Below are 25385 nucleotides of genomic sequence, written 5' to 3' on the forward strand. Positions count from 1 at the left end.
TTACTAGTTATATGAACTTTTCAGAAGCATAGGTCAACCAAAAAATTAATAGACAAAGCTCGCGCTAACTTATGTCCAGATTGCCCCCTGGTTAAGTCCAGCTTATAACTTGGTAATGGCCATCTCAGTCGACACATTTTTTCTAGAACCGAACGGGCAGGGCACGTTGCAAGCCCGAATTCAACAAATGATTGCCGAAGGCATTTTGTCAGGTCGATTCCATGTGGGCGAAAAACTACCCTCATCGCGAAATCTGGCGTCTCATCTGGGTGTCAGTCGGATCACAGTGACGTTGGCCTACACAGAATTACTGGCCAATGATTATCTGACAGCAAAAGACCGCTCGGGGTACTACGTGTCACAGAATGCGCCTGTACCTCCGCAATACACGCCTGTTCAACGCGGCGCTGAAACTGTTAACTGGAACGCCGCCCTTGCACGTCGATTTTCAGAGGGGGATTTCCTGCAGAAACCCAGTAACTGGCAGGAATATCTTTATCCATTCATCTACGGTCAAGCCGACAGAACTCTGTTCGATCACGCCAATTGGCGATTGTGCGCCGTACGTGCACTAGGGCACAAGGACTTTGACTCACTCACCGGAGATTATGTCGACCGGGACGACCCGCTGCTGGTCGAATTTATTGCCCGGCACACATTGCCACGACGCGGGATTTCGGCACGACCAGAGGAAATTTTAATCACACTTGGCGCGCAGAATGCGTTGTGGCTCGCTTCACGCGTTCTTTTGAACCGCAATAGCAAAGCAGCTATCGAGGATCCATGTTATTACGCCCTTCGCGATCTCTTGAACCATGCCGAATGTGAATTGGCGCCGATAAGTGTGGATCAGCGAGGTTTGCCGCCCGATGCGATCCCCGAGGATACCGACGTCATCTTCACCACACCAAGCCATCAGTGCCCAACCACCGCGACTATGCCAATCGACAGGCGCAACGCTTTGCTGGCACGGGCGCGCGAATTGGATGCCGTCATAGTAGAAGATGATTACGAGTTTGAAATGGCATTTTTGGGCGCGCCGTCTCCGGCATTGAAATCTATCGACCGGGAAGGGCGTGTGATATACGTAGGCAGCTTTTCGAAGTCACTGTTTCCTGGATTGAGACTTGGATACATGGTCGGTTCCGAAGCTTTCATTCGTGAAGCACGGGCTCTGCGATCGTTAGTCCTAAGGCATCCACCGGGGCATATTCAGCGAACCGCCGCGTATTTTCTGTCGCTGGGTCACTACGATGCCCAGATACGGAGGATGTCCAAAGCGTTACAGCAACGCCGTGAAGCGATTGAAGAGGCTATCGCCGAACATGGATTGAACGTCGCAGGGCGTGGCGTGTTCGGCGGATCCTCCATTTGGATGCAAGCCCCCGAGGGCATAGATACCACGCAATTGGCCAAAACCCTTCAGGAAAAATCTGTCCACATCGAACCTGGAGAGTTGTTCTTTTCCGGCCCTAATCGACCGACGAACTATTATCGGCTTGGGTACTCGTCGATAGCACCTGAACGAATACGTGCCGGAATCCACCAGATCGCCGACACCATTCGCCAGTATTGAACAAAACTGGACCTACCCGGGCTTGTGTTTTGGCCCTAACGCGACAGACACCCATACGCCAAAACCAGATGGAAACGTCGGGGTGGAATACCCCGCTACTTCCTATCAGCCCGGAGAACTCACATGAAGATGACGACAGAAGAGGCGTTCGTTAAGACGCTACAGATGCATGGTATCAAGCATGCCTTTGGCATTATCGGTTCAGCAATGATGCCGATTTCGGATATCTTTCCAGCGGCTGGAATAACCTTCTGGGATTGTGCGCACGAGTGCTCTGGCGGGATGATGGCCGATGGCTACACCCGTGCTACGGGCGAGATGTCAATCATGATCGCCCAGAATGGTCCTGGTATCACTAACTTTGTGACTGCGGTTAAGACGGCATACTGGAACCATACACCGGTTCTGCTAATCACACCGCAGGCTGCCAACAAAACCATCGGCCAGGGCGGTTTTCAGGAAATGGAACAGATGAACCTGTTCGCCGATTGTGTGGCGTACCAGGAAGAGCTGCGTGACCCGACCCGTGTGGCCGAGGTTCTAAACCGCGTGATCATGCAAGCTAAACGCGCCTCGGCACCCGCGCAGATGAATATCCCCCGCGACATGTGGACCCAAGTTGTTGACATCGAGCTACCGAAAATTGTCGACTTTGAACGCCCTTCCGGCGGTGCAAATGCGGTTGCCGAGGCAGCGGCGCTTTTGTCGAAAGCCAAGAATCCGGTTATTCTGAACGGCGCAGGCGTTGTTCTGTCGAAGGGAGGCATCGAAGCTTCGCAGGCATTGGCTGAACGTTTGGATGCACCTGTATGTGTTGGCTATCAGCACAACGACGCTTTCCCGGGCAACCACCCTCTGTTTGCCGGTCCGCTCGGATACAACGGTTCTAAAGCAGGGATGGAGTTGATCAATCAAGCTGACGTTGTTTTGTGCTTGGGCACACGTTTGAATCCGTTCTCGACTCTTCCGGGATACGGCATCAACTATTGGCCGACAGACGCGAAAATCATACAGGTTGACATCAACCCCGATCGCATCGGTCTAACCAAGGACGTGACCGTAGGTATCGTGGGTGATGCGGCGCTGGTTGCTAAAGGTATTATGGACCAGCTGACAGAAGACGCGGGCGACGCAGGACGAGACGAACGCAAAGCTAAAATAGCTCAAACAAAGTCCGCATGGGCACAAGAACTAAGCTCTATGACCCATGAAGACGACGATCCAGGCACCACTTGGAACGAGCGTGCTCGCGCCGCCAAGCCCGAATGGATGAGCCCCCGTATGGCATGGCGCGCAATCCAGCAAGCGCTGCCGCGTGAGGCGATCATTTCGTCGGATATTGGTAATAACTGTGCGATTGGAAACGCCTACCCGTCATTCGACGAAGGCCGGAAATACCTAGCACCCGGGCTCTTTGGCCCTTGTGGTTACGGTCTTCCTGCGATCATTGGCGCCAAGATCGGTTGCCCTGACGTGCCCGTGGTAGGTTTTGCTGGCGACGGAGCATTCGGCATATCGGTTAACGAGTTGACCGCGATTGGCCGCGAAGAATGGCCCGCAATAACGCAAATCGTTTTCCGCAACTACCAGTGGGGTGCTGAGAAGCGGAACTCGACCCTTTGGTTTGACGACAACTTTGTCGGCACCGAATTGGACCAGGGCGTGTCTTATGCCGCAATCGCAAACGCCTGTGGCCTGAAGGGTGTACAGGCGCGCACTCAGGAAGAGCTGACCGCAGCGCTCAATCAGGCAATTATCGACCAGAAGAACGGCATTACAACGCTGATTGAGGCCTTGATCAACCAAGAGCTGGGCGAGCCGTTCCGCCGCGACGCGATGAAAAATCCTGTGCGTGTTGCTGGTATCAACGCTGCAGACATGGCTGAAACACAGGTGTAGGCCACAAGACAGGGACCGGGGCGAATGACAAAGACACCTATCGAGCTGTTGCGCAACAGCGCCCCGGCAGCCCGTCCTGTAATTGCATTGAGCGAAGGCAGTGATCCCCGGGTCGTGGCGGGGGCGCTTGCCGCCCATAACTCGGGGTTGACCGATATCATTCTGGTCGGACCCGAGGACGAAGTCTCGTCGGCGCTTGCTGCTGAAGGCATATCCGTCGGAGCAGGCATAGAAATTCACGATCCGGCAACCTCGGAATTGACCGAAATGTTTGCCGCAGAGTTCCTTGCACTGCGCAAACACAAAGGTGTCGACGAAGTAAAGGCGCGGGCGGCAGCTGAAACTCCGTTAATATATGCTGCAATGCTTGTGCGGCTTGGTCAAGCCACAGGCACCGTCGGCGGCGCCGTGCACACAACGGGCGATGTAGTGCGAAGCGCTATCCAAGTGATCGGTATGGCACCTGACGCTGGCATGATCTCGTCATTTTTCTTGATGTATCCACCCGACGACGCGCCCGATAATGCGCGCGCCATGCTATATTCAGATTGCGGGCTTGTAATTGATCCTTCAGCTTCCGAGCTTGCCAACATCGCAGAAACCTCGGCCGCTTCGGCGCGTTCTCTCCTGCAGGTCGAGCCAAAAATTGCTATGCTGAGTTTTTCCACAAAGGGAAGCGCACGCCATAAAGCCGTCGACAAGGTGATCGAAGCAACAAATACCATTCGCGCAAAGCGTCCCGATCTCGAAGTCGACGGAGAGCTTCAATTCGACGCCGCGTTTGTGCCGACAGTGGGTGAGCGAAAATCTCCGGGTTCATCCGTGGCCGGGCAAGCCAATGTTATGATCTTTCCCAATCTGGACGCGGGTAATATCGCCTACAAAATTACCCAGCGATTGGGTGGGTACGCAGCCATTGGCCCCGTTATGCAAGGCCTCGCCAAGCCTGCGAACGATTTGTCCCGTGGATGCAGTGCGGATGATGTAACGCAGATCATCGCCGTTACCGTTTTACAGGCGCAAACTGCGCAATAGACTAAAACCTGCGGCCGGTGCCGCGGACTACCCCATTCCGGCCCGGCCGACCAAAGCCGTATCCGGATCAACTGACAGGACCCGCCAATGACTCATCAGCAGCCGATCCTTGACACCAGTCCCAAAGTCTCGGACGAGATTCGAAAGACCACCTGCTACATGTGTGCCTGCCGTTGCGGGATCAATGTTCACATGAAAGACGGCAAAGTGGCTTATATCGAGGGCAACCGCGACCACCCGGTAAACAAAGGTGTGCTTTGTGCCAAAGGCTCGGCAGGTATCATGCAGGTCAATGCCCCTTCGCGGTTGAAAGCCCCATTGAAACGAGTCGGTCCCCGCGGGTCAGGCGAATTTGAAGAAATCAGTTGGGACGAGGCGCTGGACATAGCCGTCGGCTGGCTCAAACCGATCCGTGAAGACAACCCGGAAAAACTGGCGTTTTTTACGGGTCGCGACCAGAGCCAAAGCTTTACAAGTTTTTGGGCGCAGAATTTCGGTACCTGCAACTATGCTGCCCACGGCGGCTTTTGCTCGGTCAACATGGCCGCGGGCGGCATTTATACCATGGGTGGCGCATTCTGGGAATTTGGACAACCTGATTGGGATCACACCAAACTGTTCATGCTATTTGGCGTGGCCGAGGATCATGACTCGAACCCAATCAAGATGGGCATCGGCAAAATCAAGGCACGCGGCGCACGTGTGATTGGCGTCAACCCGATCCGTTCGGGGTACAACGCAGTGGCAGATGACTGGGTCGGCATAACACCAGGGACCGACGGGCTATTCATCTTGTCCATGATTCACGTCCTGATGAAGGCAGGTAAGATCGACCTGGACTATCTCAGCCGCTATACCAACGCGCCCGTTTTGATCGACGCGTCCGAAGGTCCCACCAAGGGCCTGTTCCTGCGAGATAAAAACGGCAAACCGTTGGTCGTCGACCGCGAAACAGGTAAGTTGACGGCTTTCGACAAGCCCGGTGTGCGTCCTGACCTTTCAGCGGTTTATGAAAGGGGCGGTGTTACTCATCGCCCGGTTTTCCACCTGATGGCTGAAAGGTATCTCAGCGATGAATACGCGCCGGAGAACGTCGCCGATCAGTGTGGTATCCCTGCCCAACGCATCCGCGCAATCGCAGGCGAACTGGCGCGCGTGGCCTTTGACGAAGCCTTTGAACTGCATCATGAATGGACCGACTTTCGCGGTGAGAAACACACCAAGATGATCGGTCGCCCAGTGGCGATGCACTCGATGCGCGGTGTTTCTGCCCACGCAAACGGTTTTCAAACCTGTCGGGCGTTACACGTCTTGCAAATTCTCCTTGGTACGGTGGAAGTGCCAGGCGGTTTTCGCTTCAAGCCGCCTTACCCCAAACCGGTCGAAGCGCATCCGACACCGCACTGCAAAGTGACGCCAAACTCACCATTGGACGGACCTCATCTGGGGTTTGTTCAGGGGCCCGAGCATCTTGCACTGAAAGCGGATGGCAGTCCTGCCCGGATCGACAAGGCATTCACATGGGAAAACCCGATGTCCAGCCACGGGCTGATGCATATGGTAATCTCTAACGCGCACGCGGGTGACCCCTATAAGATCGACACATTATTCATGTACATGGCCAATATGTCCTGGAACTCGACCATGAATACCAAGGGTGTCATGGATATGCTGACGGATATGGACGAACACGGTGACTATGTGATCCCACATATCATTTATTCGGATGCCTACTCGTCCGAGATGGTGGCCTATGCCGACCTGATTTTGCCTGACACAACCTATCTTGAACGCCACGACTGTATCTCGTTGCTAGACCGCCCAATTTGCGAGGCAGAAGCGGCCGCCGATGCAATCCGGTGGCCAGTTATCGAGCCTGACCGCGACGTGCGCGGATTCCAGTCGGTTTTGATTGATCTTGCCAACAGGATGGGCTTGCCAGGTTTCACCAACGAGGACGGCAGCGCCAAGTGGGTTGATTACGCCGACTACATCGTGAACCACGAACGCAAACCGGGTATCGGCCCATTGGCTGGCTATCGTGGTGAAAACGGTGAAAAGGTAGGCCGCGGCGAAATCAACCCGGATCAGTTAAACCGTTATATTGAAAACGGCGGCTTCTTTGTGGCCCATATCCCTGAAGGCGCTGATTATTATAAACCCTGGAACAACGCCTATCAGGATTGGGCCGTTGGCATGGGAATTTATGACAGCCCGCAACCCTATTTGTTCCAGCTGTATTCTGAGCCTATGCGCAAGTTTCAATTGGCCGCCGAGGGTCATGGCGAGCGCCAGCCGCCCGAGTATCTGCGTGGGCGGATCAAAGCGACGATGGACCCGATGCCCGTTTGGTACGAAACAGATCAAACCGGCAATGAGGGCTTTACTGTCAATGCCCTGACCCAACGCCCGATGGCGATGTATCACAGCTGGGGCACCCAAAATGCGTGGCTGCGCCAATTGCATGGTCGTAACCCTTTGTATGTTCCTACCAAGCTGATGCGTGAGCATGGACTGCAAGACGGCGATTGGGCCAAGGTCACGTCACCCCATGGACAAATCATCGTTCCGGTTATGGAAATGGCGGCACTGAACGATAATACCGTTTGGACATGGAACGCCATAGGTAAGCGCAAAGGTGCATGGGCCCTGCATGATGACGCGCCCGAGGCCACTAAAGGCTTCTTGCTCAATCACCTGATCCATGAACTTTTACCACCGAAGGGTGACGGGCTGCGTTGGGCCAACTCGGACCCGATCACGGGTCAAGCCGCGTGGTTCGACCTGAAAGTGAAGATTGAAAAGGCCGCAGCTCCAGACGACGCGCAAAGCCAGCCTGAATTCGAACCGATCAATTCACCGGTAGGCACCGGCCCGAAGGACCTGGCGTGGAAGGTAGGCAAATGACCCAACTCCCCCATTCAACAGAACGCAAGTTGGGTTTGGTGATCGACCTCGACACATGTGTCGGATGCCATGCCTGTGTCATTTCGTGCAAAGGTTGGAACACTGAAAACTATGGCGCTCCGCTTTCTGATCAGGACGCTTATGGTGGCAACCCCTCGGGCACATTTCTAAACCGTGTTCATTCTTATGAAGTGCAGCCTCAAAACGGGCACGCGCAACTTGTTCACTTCCCCAAGTCTTGCCTGCATTGCGAAGATGCGCCCTGCGTTACTGTTTGCCCAACAGGTGCAAGCTACAAACGGGTCGAGGACGGCATCGTTTTGGTAAACGAAAGCGACTGCATCGGATGCGGCTTGTGCGCGTGGTCCTGCCCTTACGGAGCGCGCGAACTGGACGTCGCAGAAGGTGTAATGAAGAAATGCACGCTTTGCGTTGACCGTATCTATAATGAAAATCTGACCGAAGTTGATCGTGTCCCCTCGTGCGTGCGTACTTGCCCCGCCGGAGCTCGCCATTTTGGCGATCTGGGCGATCCTGACAGCGATGTCAGTAAATTGGTCGCAGAACGTGGCGGCATAGATCTGATGCCTGAACAGGGTACAAAACCCGTGAACAAATACCTGCCGCCCCGTCCCAAAGATACAATCGAGGACCAGATCGATGTTCTGGCTCCTTTGCTTGCACCTATTGCCGAAGAGCCAAAAGGTTTCATGGGCTGGCTCGACAAAGCGCTGGAGAAACTCTGATGCATCCCGCACCTTCCGTAATCGTTTTTACCACGCTTTCTGGCTTGGGCTTCGGTCTGCTGTTCTTTTTGGGACTAGGCCTGCCAAATGTAACCGGCTGGGTTGCATTCACTTTCTTTGTTATTGGTTTTGGTCTGTCAGTCGCGGGACTGCTGGCTTCAACTTTCCATCTGGGTCGTCCTGAGCGGGCAATAAAAGCCTTTACTCAATGGCGATCAAGTTGGCTCAGCCGCGAAGGATGGTGCGCAGTCGCTGCATTGATCCTCATGGGGCTATATTCCATCGGAGCAATTTTCTTTGCCCAACGTTGGGGTCTGCTGGGCTTTGTTGGGGCGTTATTCTCGATCTTAACGGTCTTTACAACTTCAATGATCTACACACAGCTCAAATCGATCCCGCGCTGGAATATGAATCTAACCCCAGCAATGTTCCTCAGTTTTAGCTTGGCTGGCGGCGCACTGCTGGCCGGACAAACCGCGCTGGCGTTGATCTCATTGTTGATCGCCGCATTGGTTCAGATTCTGTACTGGAGGCAAGGTGATCAAGCTTTGGCCCGCTCAGGCACCAACATTGGCACTGCCACTGGTCTGGGTGATCGCGGTTCTGTTCGCGCTTTCGAACCTCCGCACACTGGCACGAATTATCTGTTGCGCGAATTTGTCCATGTGGTGGGCCGGAAGCACGCTGAGAAACTACGCATCATTGCGTTTTCGCTAGGCTTTTTCATCCCGGTCGTTCTGCTGATCATGCCGGTCAATTCTGTCGCCACTAAGCATTTCCTTGCCGCAGTCGCTGTACTTTCACATCTCGCTGGCGTAGCGACGTCGCGTTGGCTTTTCTTCGCGCAAGCTGAGCATGTCGTAGGTATCTACTACGGCAAAAGGTGAGCTGTATCGAGTCTGCCGAAACTACGGCAAACAGTCTTCAACCAAGATGAGTTTCGTACAAAAAAGGCGGTTCCCGGTTTACGAGCGCCGCCTTTTGCATTTCATGAAGTATGCCTTAAACTAATCCTGCATGCGCCATCGCAGCTTCGATCGATGATTTTGTACTGTCTTCTAAACTTGTCAACGGCGAGCGTACTTCGTCGCTGCAACGCCCCAGTTTGCTGAGTGCATACTTAGCGCCCACCAAACCCGGTTCGATGAAAATAGCCTCGTGAAGTGGCATCAATCGATCTTGATATTCCAAGGCCTTGGCGTAATCGCCGTTCAGTGTGGCTTGTTGGAATTCGGCGCACAACCGCGGCGCGACGTTTGCCGTGACCGAAATACATCCCACCCCACCATGAGCATTGAAACCCAGCGCAGTCGCATCTTCACCTGACAACTGACAGAAATCCGGGCCGCAACTTGCGCGTTGTTGACTAACGCGTGCCAGATCACCTGTCGCATCCTTTACGCCGACTATGCGCGGCAATTTTGCCAGTTCGCCCATGGTTTCGGGCGTCATGTCTATTACGGAACGCCCGGGGATATTGTAGATGATGATCGGAATATCTGCGCAGTCATGCAATGCGCGAAAATGGCTAATCAACCCTTTCTGAGTGGGTTTGTTATAATAAGGCGTCACGACAAGCGCAGCGTCAGCACCTACCCTTTCCGCGAATCGCACGAACCGGATCGCCTCAACCGTGTTGTTTGATCCTGCTCCCGCAATAACAGGCACGCGGCCTGCGGCGGTTTTGACAACCTCCGCCACGACGATCTCATGTTCCTCGTGGCTGAGTGTCGGGCTTTCACCTGTGGTGCCAACAGGCACCAACCCGGAAGAGCCTTCTTGAATTTGCCATTCCACCAATTGTTTGAGCGTGTCCAAGTCCAACTCGCCGTTGCGGAACGGGGTGACGAGGGCTGGCATAGAGCCTGTGAACATGGGTGCGCTCCTTAGGGTGCGAATTGCTGTTTTTGCGCCGCGGTCGCTCACGATCTTCGGTTTGTGAGTTGATCCCGGTGACGCAAGGTTTATCCTGAATGGCTCTATCCTTGGTTGGTTGGGAAATGCAAGGGATGACACGCTTTCTAACCGTTTTGATGACGGTGGTAATGATTTTCGCAGTCAACTCGCAGTCTGCGCGCGCAGACGCGGCGGCAGATTTGCAAGCCGGACTTGATGCGATGCGCAAAGGCGATTGGAACCAGGCACTGCAAGTATCCGGAGCGCGCGGTTCAGTGTCGCGCGATATCATAGTCTGGCACTGGCTGCGCGAAGGATTTGGCACTTCCGGAGATGTGCTTGTATTTTTGGGGCGCCGCCCGGATTGGCCCGGTCTTGCATGGTTGCGACGCAAAAGTGAACCCGCCTTCACGGGTGCCGATGCAGATCGGGTGGTGAATTTCTACGCCGAAACACCGCCGCAAACCGCAGAAGGCGCCTTAAACTACGCTGTGGCATTGATGGCAAAAGGCCGCAATGGCGAGGCCGAGGCAGATATCGTGACGGCATGGCGCACGATGCCTATGGGGTCGGGTCTGCAAAAGAATTATCTGGAAAACTTCGACAAGCTGCTGAAACCGCATCACGAAGCGCGGTTGGACCGAATGCTTTGGGACGGCCATCTTGTCAGCGCGAATCAAATGTTGCCGTTGGTCAGTGCAGATCAACGCAAGTTGGCCGAAGCCCGGATTGCCCTGCAGAAACGACAACCAGGGGTCGATGGCAAGGTCTCTGCCGTCCCGAAATCGCTGTCGGACTCGCCGGGTTTGGCCTTCGACCGATTTGTCTGGCGTGACCGCAAAGAACTTGACGACAGCGCAATCGAATTGATGTTGGCGCGTTCAACCGGACCTGATGAATTAGGAGAACCGGATAAATGGGCTGAAGGGCGCCGCCGACTGGCGCGGCTGGTTATGCGACAGGGCAACATGTCACGCGCTTATGACGTTGCGGCAAACCACCACATGACGCCTGAAATGGGCTATGCCTATGCAGATCTGGAATGGCTGTCCGGCTTTTTGGCGCTTCGAAAACTGGACGACCCTGACACAGCTGTTCGTCATTTCCAGAATTTTTCAGATGCCGTGAGTTCGCCGATATCCAAAGGGCGCGGCGGCTATTGGCTGGGCAGAGCCTATGCGGCACAAGGCAACGCAGAAAAGGCCTATGAAGCCTATGCGGCAGGCGCGGATTACCAAACCTCGTTTTATGGCCTTCTGGCAGCCGAGCAGATCGGGCGACCTTTCGACGAAGAATTGGCCAACCCAAGGCGTGCAGCGCATTGGAAACAGGCAGGTTTCGCCAACTCAAGCGTGCTGGAAGCCGGATTGTTATTGTTAACTGCGGGCGAAGACAATCTTGCAGAACGGTATTTGACCCATTTGGTGGAAGGCCTTGACCCCATTCAGGCTGCACAGTTGGGGGATTTGGTTATCGAGTTGAAGGAACCTCATCTGGCCGTAATGATTGCCAAACGAGCAGCGACCACCGGGATCGTGCTGCCCGCAGCTTATTATCCGGTACACCCCGTAGCAGATATGGGCCTGCCGATGGCCAAGGAGATGACACTGGCAATTGCGCGGCGGGAAAGCGAGTTTGATCCCGTTGTCATCAGCGGTGCGGGCGCACGCGGCTTGATGCAAGTTATGCCTGCGACGGCGAAACTGGTCGCCAAGGAATTGGGCATTCTAAGCGGCCACAAGACTGGACGCCTCACCACGGATTGGAAGTATAACGCCAAACTGGGGGCGAACTATCTTTCTGGGCTGGCCGCGGATTTCAATGGTAATGTGGTCATGATGGCCGCTGGGTACAACGCTGGACCACGGCGTCCCATATCCTGGATGGAACGGTTTGGCGATCCACGCCGTGGCGAGGTGGACGTAATCGACTGGATTGAGCTAATTCCGTTTTCCGAGACGCGAAACTATGTAATGCGCGTTGCTGAAAGCCTTCCAGTTTATCGTGCAAGGTTAGGTAAACCGCCCCTTCCAGTGCCGTTCTCTCAAGAACTAACCGGTTCGACTTTGGCGTCTTTCGCGCCATAGAGTGAAAAGACCCGCAGCGATCACCAAGGCTGCGCCCACAATCACCGCTGGGCGCAGCGTTTCACCAAAGATCGCAATACCCAAAATTGCACTCCAAATCAGGTGGAAATAGGCGAAAGGCTGCACGGCGCTGGCCTCGGCCATCTCATAGCATTTGATCAACAACCAGTGACCAAGGACCCCGCTAAGACAAAGCAAACCCATCCAGAACCAGTCGTGTAAATGCATTGGTTCCCAAAACCAGATTCCAACAACCGTCATCGCGGTAGCACCCGCAATCCCCGTCCAAAAAAAGCTTGTCGCTGTGCTATCACGTCTGGCAGCATAGCGGGTCATCAGCCCGTAAATCGCGAACATGAACGCAGATATCAGGGGTATCACAGCCCATGGGTTAAATACGCCAATACCCGGTTGCAGAATAATCAGAACGCCTATGCACCCAACGCCGATGGCGGCCCAACGCCGCCATCCGACACTTTCCCCGAGAACCGGCCCGCTCAGCGCAGCAACCAACAAGGGATAGCAAATGAAAACCGCCTGGCTCTCGATCAGACCCAGAATTGTAAACGCGTAAACTGCTACGCAGACCTCCGCGGCCAAAAGCACGCCCCTCGTGATCTGCAGCCCCAGCTGGTTCGTGCTGGCCGTCGCCCTGATTCCTCCCGAAGCGCGCATTGCCAAGGCGATCACAAAGGCTGCAAAGAACCAATAGCGGATCATTACCACCATGTAGGTGTTGTAGGCCCCGGCCAAGTGACGGGAAATACCGTCCTGCAAAGCAAAAACAACTGTCGCAGCAATCATAAGCGCAATACCTGCACGAGCATTGTTCTGCTGCGTCATCGCAAAATAGCCCGTGTCATATGCCGTTTGCGACCATATCCCGGCGTACGACTGACGGTGAACCCTGCATCTTGCAGTCCTCGGCGCACGAATCCTGCCGCTGTGTATGTCGCGGCTGTACCCCCCCAGGCAGTGTGATCAGCGACTTGCTGTATCAACTCCTGCCCCCAAAGCTCTGGGTTTTTTGCAGGTGAGAATCCGTCTAGAAACCAGGCATCTGCAATTCCTGTCCATTCGGGTAGAGTTTGTCGCGCATCGCCACTTATGACGTGCAATCGCAGCGTACCAAGATCACATTCCTTACCTTGCCAATTTGAAAGAAACCGACTGCTCCACTCAGCCAAGGCCGGGAATCCCTCCAAAGCGCGGGCCATATCGTCATGTGCCATCGGAAACGCTTCGAAACTGGTAAAAGTCAAAGCTGTTGTCTGGCCCGACTTTTCCCATTCGGACCATACTGTCAACATGTTCAGACCGGTACCGAAACCCAGTTCGGCAATATGAAAGCCGGGGACAAATCGCGCAGGCAAGTCGTTCCCGCCCAGAAAGACGTGGCGCGTTTCCTCTAACCCATTTTGCAACGAGAAATAGGGATCATTAAATTGATCCGATACTGGGACCCGATCCCCGGTCCATGTGAGTTTGGCATGCTGGTCTGCCATAGGATATTCCTGTAACTAGGCCGCGCGACACTGAACAAGGAAAGGCGGTTTGGCAATGGTCGATGTCACTGTGCGCGGAGCAGGAATTTTCGGCCTGTCCATCGCCTGGACTTGCGCAAGACGCGGAGCAAAGGTGCAGGTGGTCGACCCCTTTGGCGCTGGGTCCGGGTCCAGCGGTGGCTTGGTCGGCGCGCTTGCCCCACATGTGCCGGAGAATTGGAATTCGAAAAAGGCCTTTCAGTTCGAAAGCCTGATAATGGCCGAAGCTTTCTGGGCCCAAGTTGAAGCCACAGGAGGGGTATCGGCAGGATACAGTCGATCGGGACGAATTCAGCCCATCCAGGACAAGCGAACGCTTGAACTTGCGCGCGCGCGGCAAAACTCGGCAAAAGAGCTTTGGGGCGGTCACGCAGAATGGCAGGTAATATTGGTCACCGAATTGGGTACTTGGTGCCCGTCCAGCCCAACCGGATATGTGATCCACGACAACCTTAGCGCACGCATCCACCCGCGCAACTCGTGCTCGGCACTAGTGGCCGCACTGGGCGTCATGGGTGTTGATATCGTGCCAGAAGCACCAGACGCGGGCCGAGTTGTTCACTCGACAGGTCTTGGTGGGTTAGAGGAACTCAGTCAAGTTTTTGGAAAAACGGTGGGCAATGGCGTTAAAGGACAGGCGGCTTTGTTGCGTTTCGATGCAGGCGATGCACCACAGCTTTTTGTCGACGCTATTCATATCGTGCCGCACGCCGACGGAACTTTGGCTGTCGGATCGACGTCGGAACGAGACTACGACGAACCAAACAGTACCAACGAACTTTTGGATGAGGTAATTGACCGCGCCATGGGCGCCGTTCCGGTTTTACACGGGGCCGAGGTTATCGAACGCTGGGCCGGTGTCCGTCCTCGAAGTAAGAGCCGGGCGCCGATGCTGGGAGCGCATCCATTGCATAAGGGACAGTTCATTGCCAATGGCGGCTTCAAAATCGGGTTTGGGATGGCCCCCAAAGTGGCCGAGGTAATGGCAGATCTGATGCTGGAGAATAACGATTCAATCCCGGACGAATTCCGCCCGCTGGCGTCACTCTGACCGGGGGACCGCCTCTGCTTGCATACACTGGCGTCCGTCAGGGCCACGCACCCATAGGTTCCTGTCGTTACGGCACAACGTTGCGGATTCAAAATGCATTAATGCAGACGTGGCTCGAAATGAGAACTCGACCAATGATCCCATCAGTTCCGTCGCGAACAGCATCAGAAGCTGGGCCAAAAGCGGGCCATGCACCACGAGACCGTCGTAACCTTCTACATTCTTGGCGTAGTCCAAATCATAGTGAATTCGATGGCCGTTGAACGTGAGTGCAGAGTACCTGAACAGTATCGTTGAGTCGAACGCAACATCCTTGCCATCTGTTTCATCAATTCTGGCTTTGGGTGGCGTCGGTTTGGTTTCTGAATCCGCAGGGTCGTTGCGGTATACAAGGTCTTGCCATTCGGTCACGCACAGCTTTCCGGCCTGCCGCAATTCATGCCTGAGCGTTACAAGGCCCAGTGGTCCGGTTCGCCCGGTTTTTGATTGAACATTTTCCAAAACAGTATGGCGTTCCGCTTCGACCCCAGCGATTAAGGGCACATCAAACCGCAAACGGCCACCTGCCCACATTCGCCTTGGTAATCCCATATCTGGGATCAAGCCGCACCCAACCTTGGGATGCCCATCCCGACCCAATCCAGTCGGGGGGCTTGGTAACCAGAAATAGGCTTGATGAAAGAACGGCGGCAAAGGTGAACCGGACGCAATCGTTTCTTCTGCCGACAGCGTAGCTTGAAGCGCCGCTGCGCGTGCCGGGTCCAACATGTCGGTTTGCGTTTGTGTCTTCAGCTCGTTGGTCATAATGACACCCTAGGCAGCGTCACATGAGGGAACAAGCGTCTGTTCAGAAGCCAGCTTCAGCCCTAAGTTTTTCCATTAGGGTTCGAAGGCTTGCTTCGTAACGTGGGCTGCTCAATTTGCCATCTTCATCGAATTCGTTGGAACTGCTGGCCAAATGAATCTCCGGCCCTTGCAGAATGCGTGGCTGAAATGGAACCATGTATGCCCGTAGGATCATCTGGGCGCGCTCGCCCCCCGCACGACCGGCAGCGGCAGACATTACTGCCACCGGCTTATTCGCCCAAGGTTTGCCGTCGGTTCTGCTGACCCAATCCAATGCATTTTTCAAAACGCCGGACGGGCCTTTATTGTATTCTGGCGTCGAAATTATCACGGCATGTGCATGGGAAATCTGGTCTGCAAGAGTTTGAACAGCAGCTGGGATACCGTCGCCATCTTCCAAATCACCGTCATAGAGAGGCAGGTTCAATTCTGCCTCGATAAATTGACCGGGTTGAAACAATCTGGCAGCCTCGCGCAGCAACTTGCGGTTTGTTGCGTCCTGACGTAGCGATCCTGACAGGCCAAGTAGAATAGGTTCAGGCATAGGGTAGGCTCCGGCTTGGTATCAGCGGAAACTTAGTTCGAGTTTGGCCATTGCCAAACTCAAACCCACACATTCTCGTAGGAAATGTCAAAACTGAACCTTACTGCTGCGTCCAACCCAAGTCACGCGTTGCCGCTGGGTACAATAACAATTTCAACCCTACGATTCTGAGCCTTGCCTTCGGGTGTTAGGTTCGACGCGATCGGATTATTCTCACCCTGACCAATCGTAGTGATCCGGGAAAAATTTACACCATTCGCTTGCAGAACGTCTGCCACCGCATTTGCACGGCGAACCGACAAATCCTGATTATAGGACGCTTCGCCATCGCTATCAGTATGGCCGACAATTTGAACGTTCGAATTTGGGTAGTTTACCAAATTCTGCCCGACCCTTGCCAGATCATCACGCAGCGCCGGGCGCACTGTCGAGCTGTCGGTGTCAAAGGTAATGTCGTTTGGAACAGTTACAATCAGACGGTCGCCAGCATTAACGATGGTTATCCCATCATTAGCTAGCTGCTGCCTCAACTCTGCTGCTTGTTTATCCAACTGGTTGCCGATCAAAGCACCCCCTGCTGCGCCTATGGCCCCTCCGGCCGCCGCGCCCAACAGAGGATTTGAATTGTTGGCGATTGCACCTACCCCAGCACCGACTATTCCGCCCAGAATCGCGCCTTGTTTGGTGTTTTGATTAGGGTCGCTGGGCAAACTGAGTGTGCCCGGATCCGTGCAGGCACCAAGTGCCATCGCTGAACACAGTCCTAGGGAAAGGACAAATTTGGAAATGGTCATGAATTCACCTTCTGCTCCGATACCCGTTCGTCGGGTTTGTTTCGTTGACCGCACTATAACATCGCAGGCGCATTAGGTCTCAAGCAACATATCGGTGAAATAGGCAAATACCCGCCAACTATGCAGCGTCAGAAGAATTCGTCGTTTGATTCTGTTCCTGCCAAATCGCGCGCAACGGCTCACCCTGTCCAAAAAAGTGATCTTCCAAAAGATCGCAAGACCAAATGCGGTCCGTTCGGAAATGGCGGAACCCATTTCTCAACTCACACCAGCCCGCAAGAATGGTGCACTCGATATGGTAAATAAGAGCCACAGGCCGAACGACCCGGTCCGTTCGAATTTCATCGGAATTCTGATAGGATATCCGAATTTTCTGCTCTTTCCGAATAGCTTCGCGATAGTTGGCCACCGAGACGCACCCATTTGCAGGATCATCAATTGGCGTACCCCAAGGCGCAACCTGCAACCAGTCTGATGGAGCACGCAGCGCTTCGATTTTGCGGCAAACCCGGTCTGCGGCTTTTTGCAGAGTGCTGTCACCGGTGCGCGCAAGCATCGAAAGGCCCACCCATAACGCTTCCACTTCTTCTGGATCGAAATTCAGCGGCGGCAGATCATACCCGCGGCGCATCATGTAACCAACGCCTGCTTCGCCCTCGATTGGTGTGCGTTGGGCCTGCAGCGCGGCGATGTCGCGATAGACTGTGCGGACCGATATTTCCAGCTTTGCCGCCAGTTCTTCCGCTGTCACCGGGCCTTTTGATACGCGCAGAATTTGAATGATTTCAAACAAACGGGTCGAACGACGCATCTCAGTCTCCTTGCGATCTCCTGACACTTTAGCACAACCCCCTGACAGCGGGGTGTCAGGAGGGTTACGGCAGGTTCCAATTGACGTCAGATCAAGGAGGACCACAATGCCAAGCCGCGACAACCATGTAATGATGAAACTAAAACTTGGCCGTTGGTCGCAACATCGCGCACCGCGAGGTTTTGAAATTGAAAGCGAGATTGCTTCTGTCCGGCATTGCGAAAACACTCAACCCAAGAGGCGGAAGCGGCTCTTTTCCCTCAGAAATTTCAAGGCAATTTGGCCAGGTTGGGCCTTGGGTCAAAAATCGGCAGTTGCCCGAAATCTCATTGCGATTCCGCCTTCGGGGTTTTTGAGACGTAATTCTTCGGAATGAAGCATAAGGCGCGGGAAATTTCGCGCCGCTCCTTCTGCATAGAATGGATCACCGAGTATCGGGTGCCCGACAGCTTGCATGTGAACACGCAACTGGTGAGATCTGCCGGTTTGAGGAAAGAGCCGAATACGGGTGGTGCCATCCTCGTATCGAACAACACGCCAATCGGTGACAGCTGGTTTGCCGGTGTCATGGCAGACCTTCTGAAGCGGGCGGTTCGGCCAATCGACGATCAGTGGCAAGTCCACTGTACCTGTCCTTTCGGCGACACGGCCCCAAACCCGTGCGATATAGGTCTTTCGAGTTTGACGTTTCTCGAACTGTAACCCCAGATGGCGCTGCGCATGAGACGTCTGAGCAAAAACCATAACGCCTGACGTGTCCCGATCCAGCCTATGAACAAGCAGTGCCTGGGGAAAAGCGGCCTGCACTCTTGTCAGCAAGCAATCAGCCAAATGTTCCCCCCGCCCTGGAACCGACAACAGACCAGAGGGTTTGTTGACCACTATCAGTTGCGAATCCTCATGCAGAACGTCCAGGGGCGTATTCGGGGGATCGTATGTTTCGCTCATGCTTGTCTGCCTATCGCAGGCACCAACCTCCCGCAACGTCGTCCTTGCCTGCGCAATGGGCATAGGCAACTCTGGCACCAAAATTATCGGAGACGAGATGCACCCTACGATCGAACAAATGCAAGTGGTGGTCGCAAAAGGCGATGAAAGCCAAATTGCAGATTTATTGGCGGAAGATGTGCGATTTTTACCGCCAACTTATTACAAAACCTGGACAGGACGCGTGCCAGTTGCCGCTGTGCTTAGCCATGTCGGTCAGGTATTCTCGGGCTTTCAGTATCGCCGGATTATGGGCGGTGGCAAAGACTGGGCGCTCGAGTTCCAATGCAAGGTTGGCGAACTGAATGCAGTCGGGGTCGATCTTATCACACTCAACGATGATGGCCTGATTCAAACGTTCGAAGTCGTCATGCGCCCATACAAAACTGTCGGCGCGTTGCGTGAAGCCATGATGGCGCGTGTGATGCAAGACCCCAGATTTTTAGATTTCAAAGATGCTCTAAGTTGAAAGTTCCCGGCCTCATGGATGCCGACCGGATTTTGCGGATTCCGCTGCTGCCAGTTTTGGCTGTTCAGGCTTTGCATGTCAGACGCAATGCACAACAACTGCCCGAACCGATTGGACCACGCAAAGGGCGCCAAGGTCATGGGCCGCGATTAAGGTTGCTCATCGCTGGGGACAGTTCGGCCGCAGGGGTTGGGGTCGATTATCAAAGTCAGGCGCTTTCTGGTCAACTGGTATCCAGGTTAGCCCGCCAATACTGTGTCGAGTGGAGGCTTGAGGCTACGACAGGACATACGACACAGGACACACTGAAAAGGCTACAGAATTTGGACGCTACCTTTGATGTCGTGGTGACGGCTTTGGGTGTAAACGATGTGACGCGGCTTGTTTCCCAGCGAAAGTTTGCAAATCTACAGACCCGCTTGCTGAACCATTTATCAAAAAAATTAGGTGCGCGTCACGTCGTTGTCACCGCGGTTCCACGGATGGAGCGATTTCCAGCCCTACCTCAGCCACTGGCTTGGGTTCTTGGACGACAGTCGTCGCGGCTCGATCAAAGTCTACAATGTCTTATAAAGGATTTTCCGCGTGCACTTCACTTACCGTTGGATTTTCCAGATGACCCGACACTGGCTGCAGCTGACGGGTATCACCCCAGCCCAAAGGCTTATCAACTATGGGCGGAAGCAGTTGCTAATCTGCTCCGTCAAGCCTGATTCCGCAGCTTTCGGATCATAGGAAGCGTGTAAACGACCAAGGCCGCCCAGATCAAAGGGAATGCAATCATCCTGCCGCGGTCGATTTGTTCGCCAAACACGAAAACAGCAGTAACAAAAATCATTGTTGGCGCAATGTATTGCAAAATTCCCATGGTCGATAACCTGACCATTTTTGCTCCGTTAGCATAAATTAACAACGGCACAGCTGTGACAACCCCGGCACCCACCAAAAGCATAGTGTCAGAAGCCACAGGGCCGAAATGGCCTTCTCCCTTTGCGCCAAGCCATGTGACATATAGCAACGCTGGGATCAGGAGGATCAGAACTTCCAGAAGAAATCCCTGATTGGGACCTATCGGAAGGGAGCGTTTAAAGAAGGCGTAAAAGCCCCAACTGAACATCATACCTAGTGCAGCCCATGGAATATTACCGGCTTCAAGTATCAAAACCAACACGCCCGTCGCTGCCAATCCGACGGCCACCAATTGCGTGCGATTAAGTGGCTCGCGCAGAAGAAGCGCCCCTAGCGCAATACTAAATAGCGGGTTGATATAATAACCCAGTGCAGCATCCACAGCATTTCCTGTTGCAACCGCCCAAACGAATATGGCCCAATTTATGGAAATCAGCGTTGCTGTAAGGCAAGCCATTCCCAACATACGCGGGCTTCGTAAAGCAGCTTTCAAATCTTTTGTCCGCCCAAGAGCCACAAGCAAAAGCCCGGCCAAAGGAACTGACCAAATGACCCGATGCGCCACGACTTCAACCGGTCCAATGTGATCCATTGCCTTCATGTACAATGGAAGGAAACCCCACAGAAAGTAAGCCGTCACCGCAAGAGCAAGCCCCTTTGGTGTATCCGTATTTTGGGGGCTTGTCGTGATGTCCGCCATAATGGGTCTCCGGCTTATACCGGATGTCTTTACGTCAGTTCAGGCAGGTTATTAAACCTCCAAAACCGTGAACAAGCCCATCAAATATTTTGATGCGCCGGTAAATAAGGGCGCAACACCGCCCTTATTTTCGATCCTTGGATTAAACCTTAACCCGCTCAGATTTCGGATCGTACATCGGCTTTAGCGAAGCTTCGGCTTTAACTTTTACACCACACACATCGATTTCGTATGTGGATGCCAAAACGTCCGCAGGCTTCTCGCCTTCGCATGGTACATAGCCAAGACCAACGGCTCCGCCTAACGTGTGACCATAATTTCCCGAGCTTAGATAACCAACGTACTCTCCGTCTCGGATGATAGGTTCGTTGTGGAAGAGCAAAGGTTCAGGATCGGTCAGTTTGAATTGCACAAGGCGGTTTTTTGGCCCGCTATCCTTTCTGGAAATCACTGCTTCGCGCCCGATGAAGTCACTGCCCTTGTCCACCTTGACGGCAAAGCCGAGACCTGCATCGACGACGTGATCCTCGCAGGTAATATCATGGCCGAAATGACGGAACCCCTTTTCGATGCGGCAACTGTCCATCATGTGCATACCGCAAAGCTTGAGCCCAAAATATTGCCCAGCCTGATGCAAAGTTTCGAAAACGTGGCCCGCCATATCGGCAGAGACATAGATTTCCCAGCCAAGTTCACCCACGTAAGTCACGCGATGTGCACGAGCCAACCCCATGCCGATTTCGATTTCCTGCGCCGTGCCGAACGGGTTTGTCGCATTGGAGAAATCGTTTGGTGAAACTTTTTCCAAAAGTTTCCGGGCATTTGGGCCCATAACGGCCAATACTCCTTCGCCTGCGGTAACATCAGTGACAACCACATTGAAATCCCCAATATGGCGCATCATCCAAGTCTGATCAGCCAGCCGAGTCGCGGCGGGTGTGACAACCAGATAGGCGTTTTCAGATAGGCGGGTCACGGTCACATCCGCCTCAATACCGCCCGCGCGGTTGAGAAACTGGGTATAGACGATCCTGCCATTCGGCACCGAATAATCGCCGCCACCGACATAGTTCATGAACGCTTCGGCATCGGGACCGTCAACGCGGATCTTGCCAAACGATGACATGTCGTACATGCCCACATTCTCGCGCACGGATTTGTGTTCCGCAGCCGAGTTCTCGAACCAATTCTGGCGTTTCCAGCTGTACTGGTATTCCGGCTTCTGCCCCTTGCTCGCAAACCAGTTGGCGCGTTCCCAACCCGCCAGTTCACCCATGACCGCCCCATGTTCTAGCAAGTGGTGGTGGAACGGTGTCCGGCGCACACCGCGCGCCGTTACCTTCTGGCGGTAAGGAAAGTGATCAGCATAGAGAAGACCCAATGTCTCTTTCGAGCGTTCGAACAGATACTGTTTGTTACCTTGGAACGGTTGCATCCGGCTGATATCCACGTCACCCAGATCAAATGGCTTTGCGCCCGTATCCATCCACTCGGCCAGAGCCATTCCTGCGCCACCTGCGGACTGGATACCAATCGAGTTAAAACCTGCCGCGACCCAAAAATTATCCATCTCTGGCGCAAGCCCCAAGTGATATGCATCATCTGGAGTAAAGCTTTCGGGGCCATTAAAAAAAGTGTGAATACCAGCCTCTGCAAGCATAGGCATACGGTTACATGCAGCTTCGAGTATCGGTTCAAAATGATCGAAATCTTCGGGTAGCTGATCGAATTCAAACGTTTCCGGGATACCTTTCATAGCCCACGGCTTGGCATTGGGCTCAAATGCACCCAACAGAATTTTACCGGCGTCTTCTTTGTAATAGGCGCATTCATCGGGGACGCGAAGTACCGGCAATTGCGTAAGACCGTCAATGCTCTCGGTTACGATGTAAAAATGTTCGCAGGCATGAAGCGGGACATTGACCCCCGCCATCCGGCCGACCTCATGACCCCACATACCAGCGCAGTTCACCACCATGTCGCATTCAATGTGGCCTGATGCGCTGCCATCGTCCGCTACCCAGTCCACACCCGTAACTTTGCGGCCCTGCTTAACAATATCGGTGACCTTGACGCGTTCCTTAACGATCCCACCTCGTTGACGCGCACCTTTGGCCAGTGCCAGCGCAATGTTCGCTGGGTCGCCCTGGCCGTCCAAGGGCAGGTAGACGGCACCCTTGACACCATCAAGGTTCAAATGCGGGTACAACTCTTGTACGCGATCGTTGGAAATCTCCTCGACTTCAACTCCGAACGCACGCGCCATGGCAGCCTGACGGTAAATCTCTTCCTTACGCTCTTCGGTCAGGGCAACAGTGATCGAACCGCATCGCTTGAACCCGGTTGCGACGCCAGTTTCTTCTTCAAGCGAGCCATAAAGTTCCTGACTGTATTTCGCCAGTTTAGTCATGTTCGCAGTTGCACGGAGTTGCGCAATCAGACCTGCCGCATGCCACGTGGTGCCACTGGTTAACTGCTTGCGTTCCAACAGAACCACATCATCCCAGCCCTTTTTGGTCAGATGATAGGCTACCGAGCATCCGATCACACCGCCACCGATGATGACCACCCGGGCCTTTTGAGGAAGTTCAGCCATTGTTGATGACTCCGATTTTTCAGGTTTTGCCCAAACTGACATGAAAGGCCGACAAACGATGTACAGAAAGCGTCACAAAAGTCGCGAAAATCACCTTGGCGATGACCGTCGCTTTTCGCGCCTCAAGGCAAAAGGTGTCACGCCAAAAAAGCTTTTGTAAACAGACGAAAACCCGTTCGGAAACCCGCATGCCAAGCCGATTTCACGAACGCTCATTGTTGTGTTCAAAAGCAAGTTGTTGGCTTTTGCCAGTCGCATTTCGCGGTAGAACCCGTTCGGAGTGGTCCCAAAGAAGGATTTGAACTTTCGTTCCAGCGACCGATTTGACAGGTTCAGCATGTCAACGATCTCATTTATTGCCAATGGATCTTCGATATTCGCCTGCATCAGCTTTATGCATTCATCCAGTTTTGCATCCCCAGTGGCAGTGTTTTTAAAGCCCGAAAAAGGTTGGAGGGAAGAAAAATCCCGGATGCTCTCGTGCAGCATAATATCGGCCACTGTCATTTTGGCAGGGCCCGAGATGTGGCGGCCAATAACGGCCAAAGCGACATCGGTTGTCGCTTCCATTCCAGCACATGTAACAACGGGGCCAAGTTCAGTGGCGATCGACAGTTTAGCCTCAAACTTGGAGCCTCGTTCGCGAAGAAAAGAGGCGTTCTCCCAATGAGTTGCCATTTCAGCAGTGCCGTGTTCATCGATGTACCGGCTGGCGGCTTCGGCCAGCAAAAACACCTGTGCCCCGATATAAGTGTAATTCGAAACTATGCGCCCCAAAGACAGCTCTGGCTGATCCGGATCTGAATTGCCTATCACAAACAAATAATTTGCGTTCGGCCTGTTCGAAATCGGCTCTGTCGGAACGGTAGCGTTACTGCTGCTTCCGACCGGGCCCCCCTTATGCGAACGATAGGTATAGCTGAAAGGCGGATGTGGACAGACGCGATTGCCAAGGCGAAGAACCTCAACCAGCGACGCGAACTCCAACAAAACGAACCCCTGCGCGACCATAATGTCAAAGTGAATTTGTCCACCGGGTCCTTGCTGGTTGTCGGATGTCGCGTTGGATTGCATTCCGGTCCCTTCAGACGATCCTGTGACCGGCTTCTTGCAAACGTTTCGCTATTGCTTCGATATGGTCTGGTCCCACCTCGCAGCAGCCGCCGACAATGGTTGCCCCCTGATCGACCCATTTCATTGCATGCTCTGCGTATGTTTCCGGACCAAGGTCGACACGTCGTTCCAAAGCGTCAACTGTTGGGGCGTCCTGAAGAAATTCCTGAGAAATACCGGTGAACCCGTTCGCATAGGCACCATATGGCAATTTCATAGAGGCCAGAATATCCAATGCTGTGGGGATCGCTTCGGGACGAGAACAATTTATCAAAAGCGCCTGTGGTGCGTATTGTTCTACCAAAGGTGCAATGTCGGCCAGTGGTTCACCAGATCGCAACAATGCGCCATCATCATCCATAACTGACAAAGCTAGCCAAACAGGTTTGCCGCAACGTGCTGTACCTCGCAATGTTCCTTCGCCTTCAAGCAAAGAGGACACGGTTTCGATGAGGAACAGATCGACACGATCCACCATCAGTCGAACCAGTTCTGAAAATTTGTCCGCTGCCTCATCAGGATCGGGCTTCAGATCTGGCCGATATGTTGCCAGCAATGGGCCAAGTGAGCCCGCAATTCGGGCCTTCGCACCCTTACGCGCGTGTTCGGCCTGCAAAAGCGCTGCATCAACCAACGCAGAAAGTTGATCTTCCAGCCCGACCCGTTCCAATCGCGAGCGATGCACTGCGTAAGTATTGGTTGTCGCAATCGTCGCGCCACGGCGAAAGTATTCCTCGTGTACTTCCCGCACCAACTCCGGGTGGTCCATCATCACACGCGTGGACCAGAGCGGCGTTGGCTTGTCCCCGCTGCGTTTCACCAATTCCTGCCCAATCGAGCCGTCCAGAAGCGTGATGTCTGCCATTTGTCCGTCT

The 25385-nt window shown here is 53.9% G+C and carries 23 protein-coding genes; 10 read left to right on the forward strand and 13 right to left on the reverse strand.

Going from position 1 to position 25385, the window contains the following annotated elements; translation table 11 throughout:
• Positions 1-115: 115 nt before the first annotated feature.
• From GOV45_RS14730 to pta, 3 genes are all read left to right on the forward strand, one after another.
• Positions 116-1576: a PLP-dependent aminotransferase family protein gene (locus tag GOV45_RS14730; RefSeq protein ID WP_170479144.1), complete on the forward strand. Its 1461-nt coding sequence runs from the start codon at positions 116-118 to the stop codon at positions 1574-1576.
• A gap of 123 nt (positions 1577-1699) precedes the next feature.
• The gene (gene xsc / locus GOV45_RS14735; RefSeq protein ID WP_170479146.1) at positions 1700-3475 is read left to right on the forward strand and encodes a sulfoacetaldehyde acetyltransferase; all 1776 of its coding nucleotides are present in this window, start codon (positions 1700-1702) and stop codon (positions 3473-3475) included.
• A gap of 24 nt (positions 3476-3499) precedes the next feature.
• A complete protein-coding gene (gene pta / locus GOV45_RS14740; RefSeq protein WP_170479148.1) occupies positions 3500-4510 on the forward strand; it encodes a phosphate acetyltransferase in 1011 nt (336 codons plus the stop codon).
• A gap of 27 nt (positions 4511-4537) precedes the next feature.
• Here the strand turns inward: pta and GOV45_RS23645 are convergent, their stop codons facing one another.
• Entirely contained in the window at positions 4538-4702 is a 165-nt protein-coding gene (locus GOV45_RS23645; RefSeq protein WP_367648687.1) for a hypothetical protein, read from the reverse strand.
• Between GOV45_RS23645 and GOV45_RS14745 the strand changes: the two genes are divergently transcribed.
• The 3 genes from GOV45_RS14745 to GOV45_RS14755 are packed head-to-tail and all read left to right on the forward strand — an operon-like array spanning position 4670 to position 9050.
• A complete protein-coding gene (locus GOV45_RS14745) occupies positions 4670-7417 on the forward strand; it encodes a molybdopterin oxidoreductase family protein (protein WP_367648686.1) in 2748 nt (915 codons plus the stop codon). The two genes, GOV45_RS23645 and GOV45_RS14745, sit on opposite strands and share 33 nt — an antisense overlap.
• Positions 7414-8163 (forward strand): 4Fe-4S dicluster domain-containing protein, encoded by a 750-nt coding sequence (locus tag GOV45_RS14750; protein ID WP_170479151.1) that lies wholly within the window; start codon positions 7414-7416, stop codon positions 8161-8163. Before GOV45_RS14745 ends, GOV45_RS14750 begins: the two co-directional genes overlap by 4 nt.
• The gene (locus GOV45_RS14755; RefSeq protein WP_170479153.1) at positions 8163-9050 is read left to right on the forward strand and encodes a dimethyl sulfoxide reductase anchor subunit family protein; all 888 of its coding nucleotides are present in this window, start codon (positions 8163-8165) and stop codon (positions 9048-9050) included. The genes GOV45_RS14750 and GOV45_RS14755 overlap by 1 nt, the downstream gene beginning before the upstream one ends.
• Before the next feature lie 115 nt (positions 9051-9165).
• Here GOV45_RS14755 and dapA read toward each other — a convergent pair whose 3' ends face one another.
• Positions 9166-10038 carry a 4-hydroxy-tetrahydrodipicolinate synthase gene (gene dapA, locus GOV45_RS14760; RefSeq protein ID WP_170479155.1) on the reverse strand — a complete coding sequence of 291 codons (873 nt, stop codon included), beginning with the start codon at positions 10036-10038 and terminating at the stop codon, positions 9166-9168.
• A 134-nt stretch (positions 10039-10172) separates the two neighbouring features.
• Between dapA and GOV45_RS14765 the strand changes: the two genes are divergently transcribed.
• Positions 10173-12146 carry a lytic transglycosylase domain-containing protein gene (locus GOV45_RS14765; RefSeq protein WP_170479157.1) on the forward strand — a complete coding sequence of 658 codons (1974 nt, stop codon included), beginning with the start codon at positions 10173-10175 and terminating at the stop codon, positions 12144-12146.
• Here the strand turns inward: GOV45_RS14765 and GOV45_RS14770 are convergent.
• Together GOV45_RS14770 and mnmD are read right to left on the reverse strand one after the other, a co-directional pair.
• Complete coding sequence (locus tag GOV45_RS14770; RefSeq protein ID WP_170479159.1) at positions 12111-12989, reverse strand: DMT family transporter; 879 nt, start codon at positions 12987-12989, stop codon at positions 12111-12113. The two genes, GOV45_RS14765 and GOV45_RS14770, sit on opposite strands and share 36 nt — an antisense overlap.
• The gene (gene mnmD / locus GOV45_RS14775; RefSeq protein WP_170479161.1) at positions 12986-13651 is read right to left on the reverse strand and encodes a tRNA (5-methylaminomethyl-2-thiouridine)(34)-methyltransferase MnmD; all 666 of its coding nucleotides are present in this window, start codon (positions 13649-13651) and stop codon (positions 12986-12988) included. Before mnmD ends, GOV45_RS14770 begins: the two co-directional genes overlap by 4 nt.
• A 55-nt stretch (positions 13652-13706) precedes the next feature.
• Here mnmD and GOV45_RS14780 point away from each other — a divergent pair, with 55 nt between their 5' ends.
• A complete protein-coding gene (locus GOV45_RS14780; RefSeq protein WP_170479163.1) occupies positions 13707-14741 on the forward strand; it encodes an NAD(P)/FAD-dependent oxidoreductase in 1035 nt (344 codons plus the stop codon).
• Here the strand turns inward: GOV45_RS14780 and GOV45_RS14785 are convergent.
• From GOV45_RS14785 to GOV45_RS14805, 5 genes are all read right to left on the reverse strand, one after another.
• Positions 14733-15545, reverse strand: coding sequence for an FAS1-like dehydratase domain-containing protein (locus GOV45_RS14785; RefSeq protein WP_170479165.1), 813 nt, complete (start codon positions 15543-15545; stop codon positions 14733-14735). The two genes, GOV45_RS14780 and GOV45_RS14785, sit on opposite strands and share 9 nt — an antisense overlap.
• Before the next feature lie 43 nt (positions 15546-15588).
• Positions 15589-16131 carry an NADPH-dependent FMN reductase gene (locus GOV45_RS14790; RefSeq protein ID WP_170479166.1) on the reverse strand — a complete coding sequence of 181 codons (543 nt, stop codon included), beginning with the start codon at positions 16129-16131 and terminating at the stop codon, positions 15589-15591.
• Positions 16132-16253: 122 nt separating this feature from the next.
• A complete protein-coding gene (locus GOV45_RS14795) occupies positions 16254-16925 on the reverse strand; it encodes an OmpA family protein (RefSeq protein ID WP_170479168.1) in 672 nt (223 codons plus the stop codon).
• Between the two features lie 118 nt (positions 16926-17043).
• Positions 17044-17736, reverse strand: a complete 693-nt coding sequence (locus GOV45_RS14800) for a helix-turn-helix transcriptional regulator (protein WP_170479170.1) — start codon at positions 17734-17736, stop codon at positions 17044-17046.
• Positions 17737-18036: 300 nt separating this feature from the next.
• Positions 18037-18684 carry an RluA family pseudouridine synthase gene (locus GOV45_RS14805; RefSeq protein WP_170479172.1) on the reverse strand — a complete coding sequence of 216 codons (648 nt, stop codon included), beginning with the start codon at positions 18682-18684 and terminating at the stop codon, positions 18037-18039.
• 97 nt (positions 18685-18781) lie between these two features.
• Between GOV45_RS14805 and GOV45_RS14810 the strand changes: the two genes are divergently transcribed.
• Both GOV45_RS14810 and GOV45_RS14815 read left to right on the forward strand, forming a co-directional pair.
• Complete coding sequence (locus tag GOV45_RS14810) at positions 18782-19192, forward strand: nuclear transport factor 2 family protein (protein ID WP_170479674.1); 411 nt, start codon at positions 18782-18784, stop codon at positions 19190-19192.
• A 14-nt stretch (positions 19193-19206) separates the two neighbouring features.
• Entirely contained in the window at positions 19207-19905 is a 699-nt protein-coding gene (locus tag GOV45_RS14815) for an SGNH/GDSL hydrolase family protein (RefSeq protein WP_170479174.1), read from the forward strand.
• Here GOV45_RS14815 and rarD read toward each other — a convergent pair.
• The 4 genes from rarD to GOV45_RS14835 all read right to left on the reverse strand — a co-directional run bounded on the left by rarD (position 19896) and on the right by GOV45_RS14835 (position 25375).
• Positions 19896-20801, reverse strand: a complete 906-nt coding sequence (gene rarD, locus GOV45_RS14820) for an EamA family transporter RarD (RefSeq protein WP_170479175.1) — start codon at positions 20799-20801, stop codon at positions 19896-19898. The two genes, GOV45_RS14815 and rarD, sit on opposite strands and share 10 nt — an antisense overlap.
• A gap of 142 nt (positions 20802-20943) precedes the next feature.
• Entirely contained in the window at positions 20944-23397 is a 2454-nt protein-coding gene (locus tag GOV45_RS14825; RefSeq protein ID WP_170479177.1) for a GcvT family protein, read from the reverse strand.
• A 90-nt stretch (positions 23398-23487) separates the two neighbouring features.
• The gene (locus GOV45_RS14830; protein ID WP_170479179.1) at positions 23488-24471 is read right to left on the reverse strand and encodes a GlxA family transcriptional regulator; all 984 of its coding nucleotides are present in this window, start codon (positions 24469-24471) and stop codon (positions 23488-23490) included.
• Between the two features lie 10 nt (positions 24472-24481).
• On the reverse strand, positions 24482-25375 hold the full coding sequence (locus GOV45_RS14835; protein WP_170479181.1) for a homocysteine S-methyltransferase family protein: 894 nt from the start codon (positions 25373-25375) through the stop codon (positions 24482-24484).
• Positions 25376-25385: the final 10 nt, after the last annotated feature.

Source organism: Ruegeria arenilitoris (genome assembly GCF_013035425.1).
Lineage (GTDB): Bacteria > Pseudomonadota > Alphaproteobacteria > Rhodobacterales > Rhodobacteraceae > Ruegeria > Ruegeria arenilitoris_A.

Excerpts from the sequence above, each read along its gene's own strand:
- GOV45_RS14730 (WP_170479144.1), top strand. The coding sequence starts at position 116 with ATGGCCATCTCAGTCGACACATTTTTTCTAGAACCGAACGGGCAGGGC.
- xsc (WP_170479146.1), top strand. The coding sequence starts at position 1,700 with ATGAAGATGACGACAGAAGAGGCGTTCGTTAAGACGCTACAGATGCAT.
- pta (WP_170479148.1), top strand. The coding sequence starts at position 3,500 with ATGACAAAGACACCTATCGAGCTGTTGCGCAACAGCGCCCCGGCAGCC.
- GOV45_RS14745 (WP_367648686.1), top strand. The coding sequence starts at position 4,670 with ATGTGTGCCTGCCGTTGCGGGATCAATGTTCACATGAAAGACGGCAAA.
- GOV45_RS14750 (WP_170479151.1), top strand. The coding sequence starts at position 7,414 with ATGACCCAACTCCCCCATTCAACAGAACGCAAGTTGGGTTTGGTGATC.
- GOV45_RS14755 (WP_170479153.1), top strand. The coding sequence starts at position 8,163 with ATGCATCCCGCACCTTCCGTAATCGTTTTTACCACGCTTTCTGGCTTG.
- dapA (WP_170479155.1), bottom strand. The coding sequence starts at position 10,038 with ATGTTCACAGGCTCTATGCCAGCCCTCGTCACCCCGTTCCGCAACGGC.
- GOV45_RS14765 (WP_170479157.1), top strand. The coding sequence starts at position 10,173 with ATGACACGCTTTCTAACCGTTTTGATGACGGTGGTAATGATTTTCGCA.
- GOV45_RS14770 (WP_170479159.1), bottom strand. The coding sequence starts at position 12,989 with ATGACGCAGCAGAACAATGCTCGTGCAGGTATTGCGCTTATGATTGCT.
- mnmD (WP_170479161.1), bottom strand. The coding sequence starts at position 13,651 with ATGGCAGACCAGCATGCCAAACTCACATGGACCGGGGATCGGGTCCCA.
- GOV45_RS14780 (WP_170479163.1), top strand. The coding sequence starts at position 13,707 with ATGGTCGATGTCACTGTGCGCGGAGCAGGAATTTTCGGCCTGTCCATC.
- GOV45_RS14785 (WP_170479165.1), bottom strand. The coding sequence starts at position 15,545 with ATGACCAACGAGCTGAAGACACAAACGCAAACCGACATGTTGGACCCG.
- GOV45_RS14790 (WP_170479166.1), bottom strand. The coding sequence starts at position 16,131 with ATGCCTGAACCTATTCTACTTGGCCTGTCAGGATCGCTACGTCAGGAC.
- GOV45_RS14795 (WP_170479168.1), bottom strand. The coding sequence starts at position 16,925 with ATGACCATTTCCAAATTTGTCCTTTCCCTAGGACTGTGTTCAGCGATG.
- GOV45_RS14800 (WP_170479170.1), bottom strand. The coding sequence starts at position 17,736 with ATGCGTCGTTCGACCCGTTTGTTTGAAATCATTCAAATTCTGCGCGTA.
- GOV45_RS14805 (WP_170479172.1), bottom strand. The coding sequence starts at position 18,684 with ATGAGCGAAACATACGATCCCCCGAATACGCCCCTGGACGTTCTGCAT.
- GOV45_RS14810 (WP_170479674.1), top strand. The coding sequence starts at position 18,782 with ATGCACCCTACGATCGAACAAATGCAAGTGGTGGTCGCAAAAGGCGAT.
- GOV45_RS14815 (WP_170479174.1), top strand. The coding sequence starts at position 19,207 with ATGGATGCCGACCGGATTTTGCGGATTCCGCTGCTGCCAGTTTTGGCT.
- rarD (WP_170479175.1), bottom strand. The coding sequence starts at position 20,801 with ATGGCGGACATCACGACAAGCCCCCAAAATACGGATACACCAAAGGGG.
- GOV45_RS14825 (WP_170479177.1), bottom strand. The coding sequence starts at position 23,397 with ATGGCTGAACTTCCTCAAAAGGCCCGGGTGGTCATCATCGGTGGCGGT.
- GOV45_RS14830 (WP_170479179.1), bottom strand. The coding sequence starts at position 24,471 with ATGCAATCCAACGCGACATCCGACAACCAGCAAGGACCCGGTGGACAA.
- GOV45_RS14835 (WP_170479181.1), bottom strand. The coding sequence starts at position 25,375 with ATGGCAGACATCACGCTTCTGGACGGCTCGATTGGGCAGGAATTGGTG.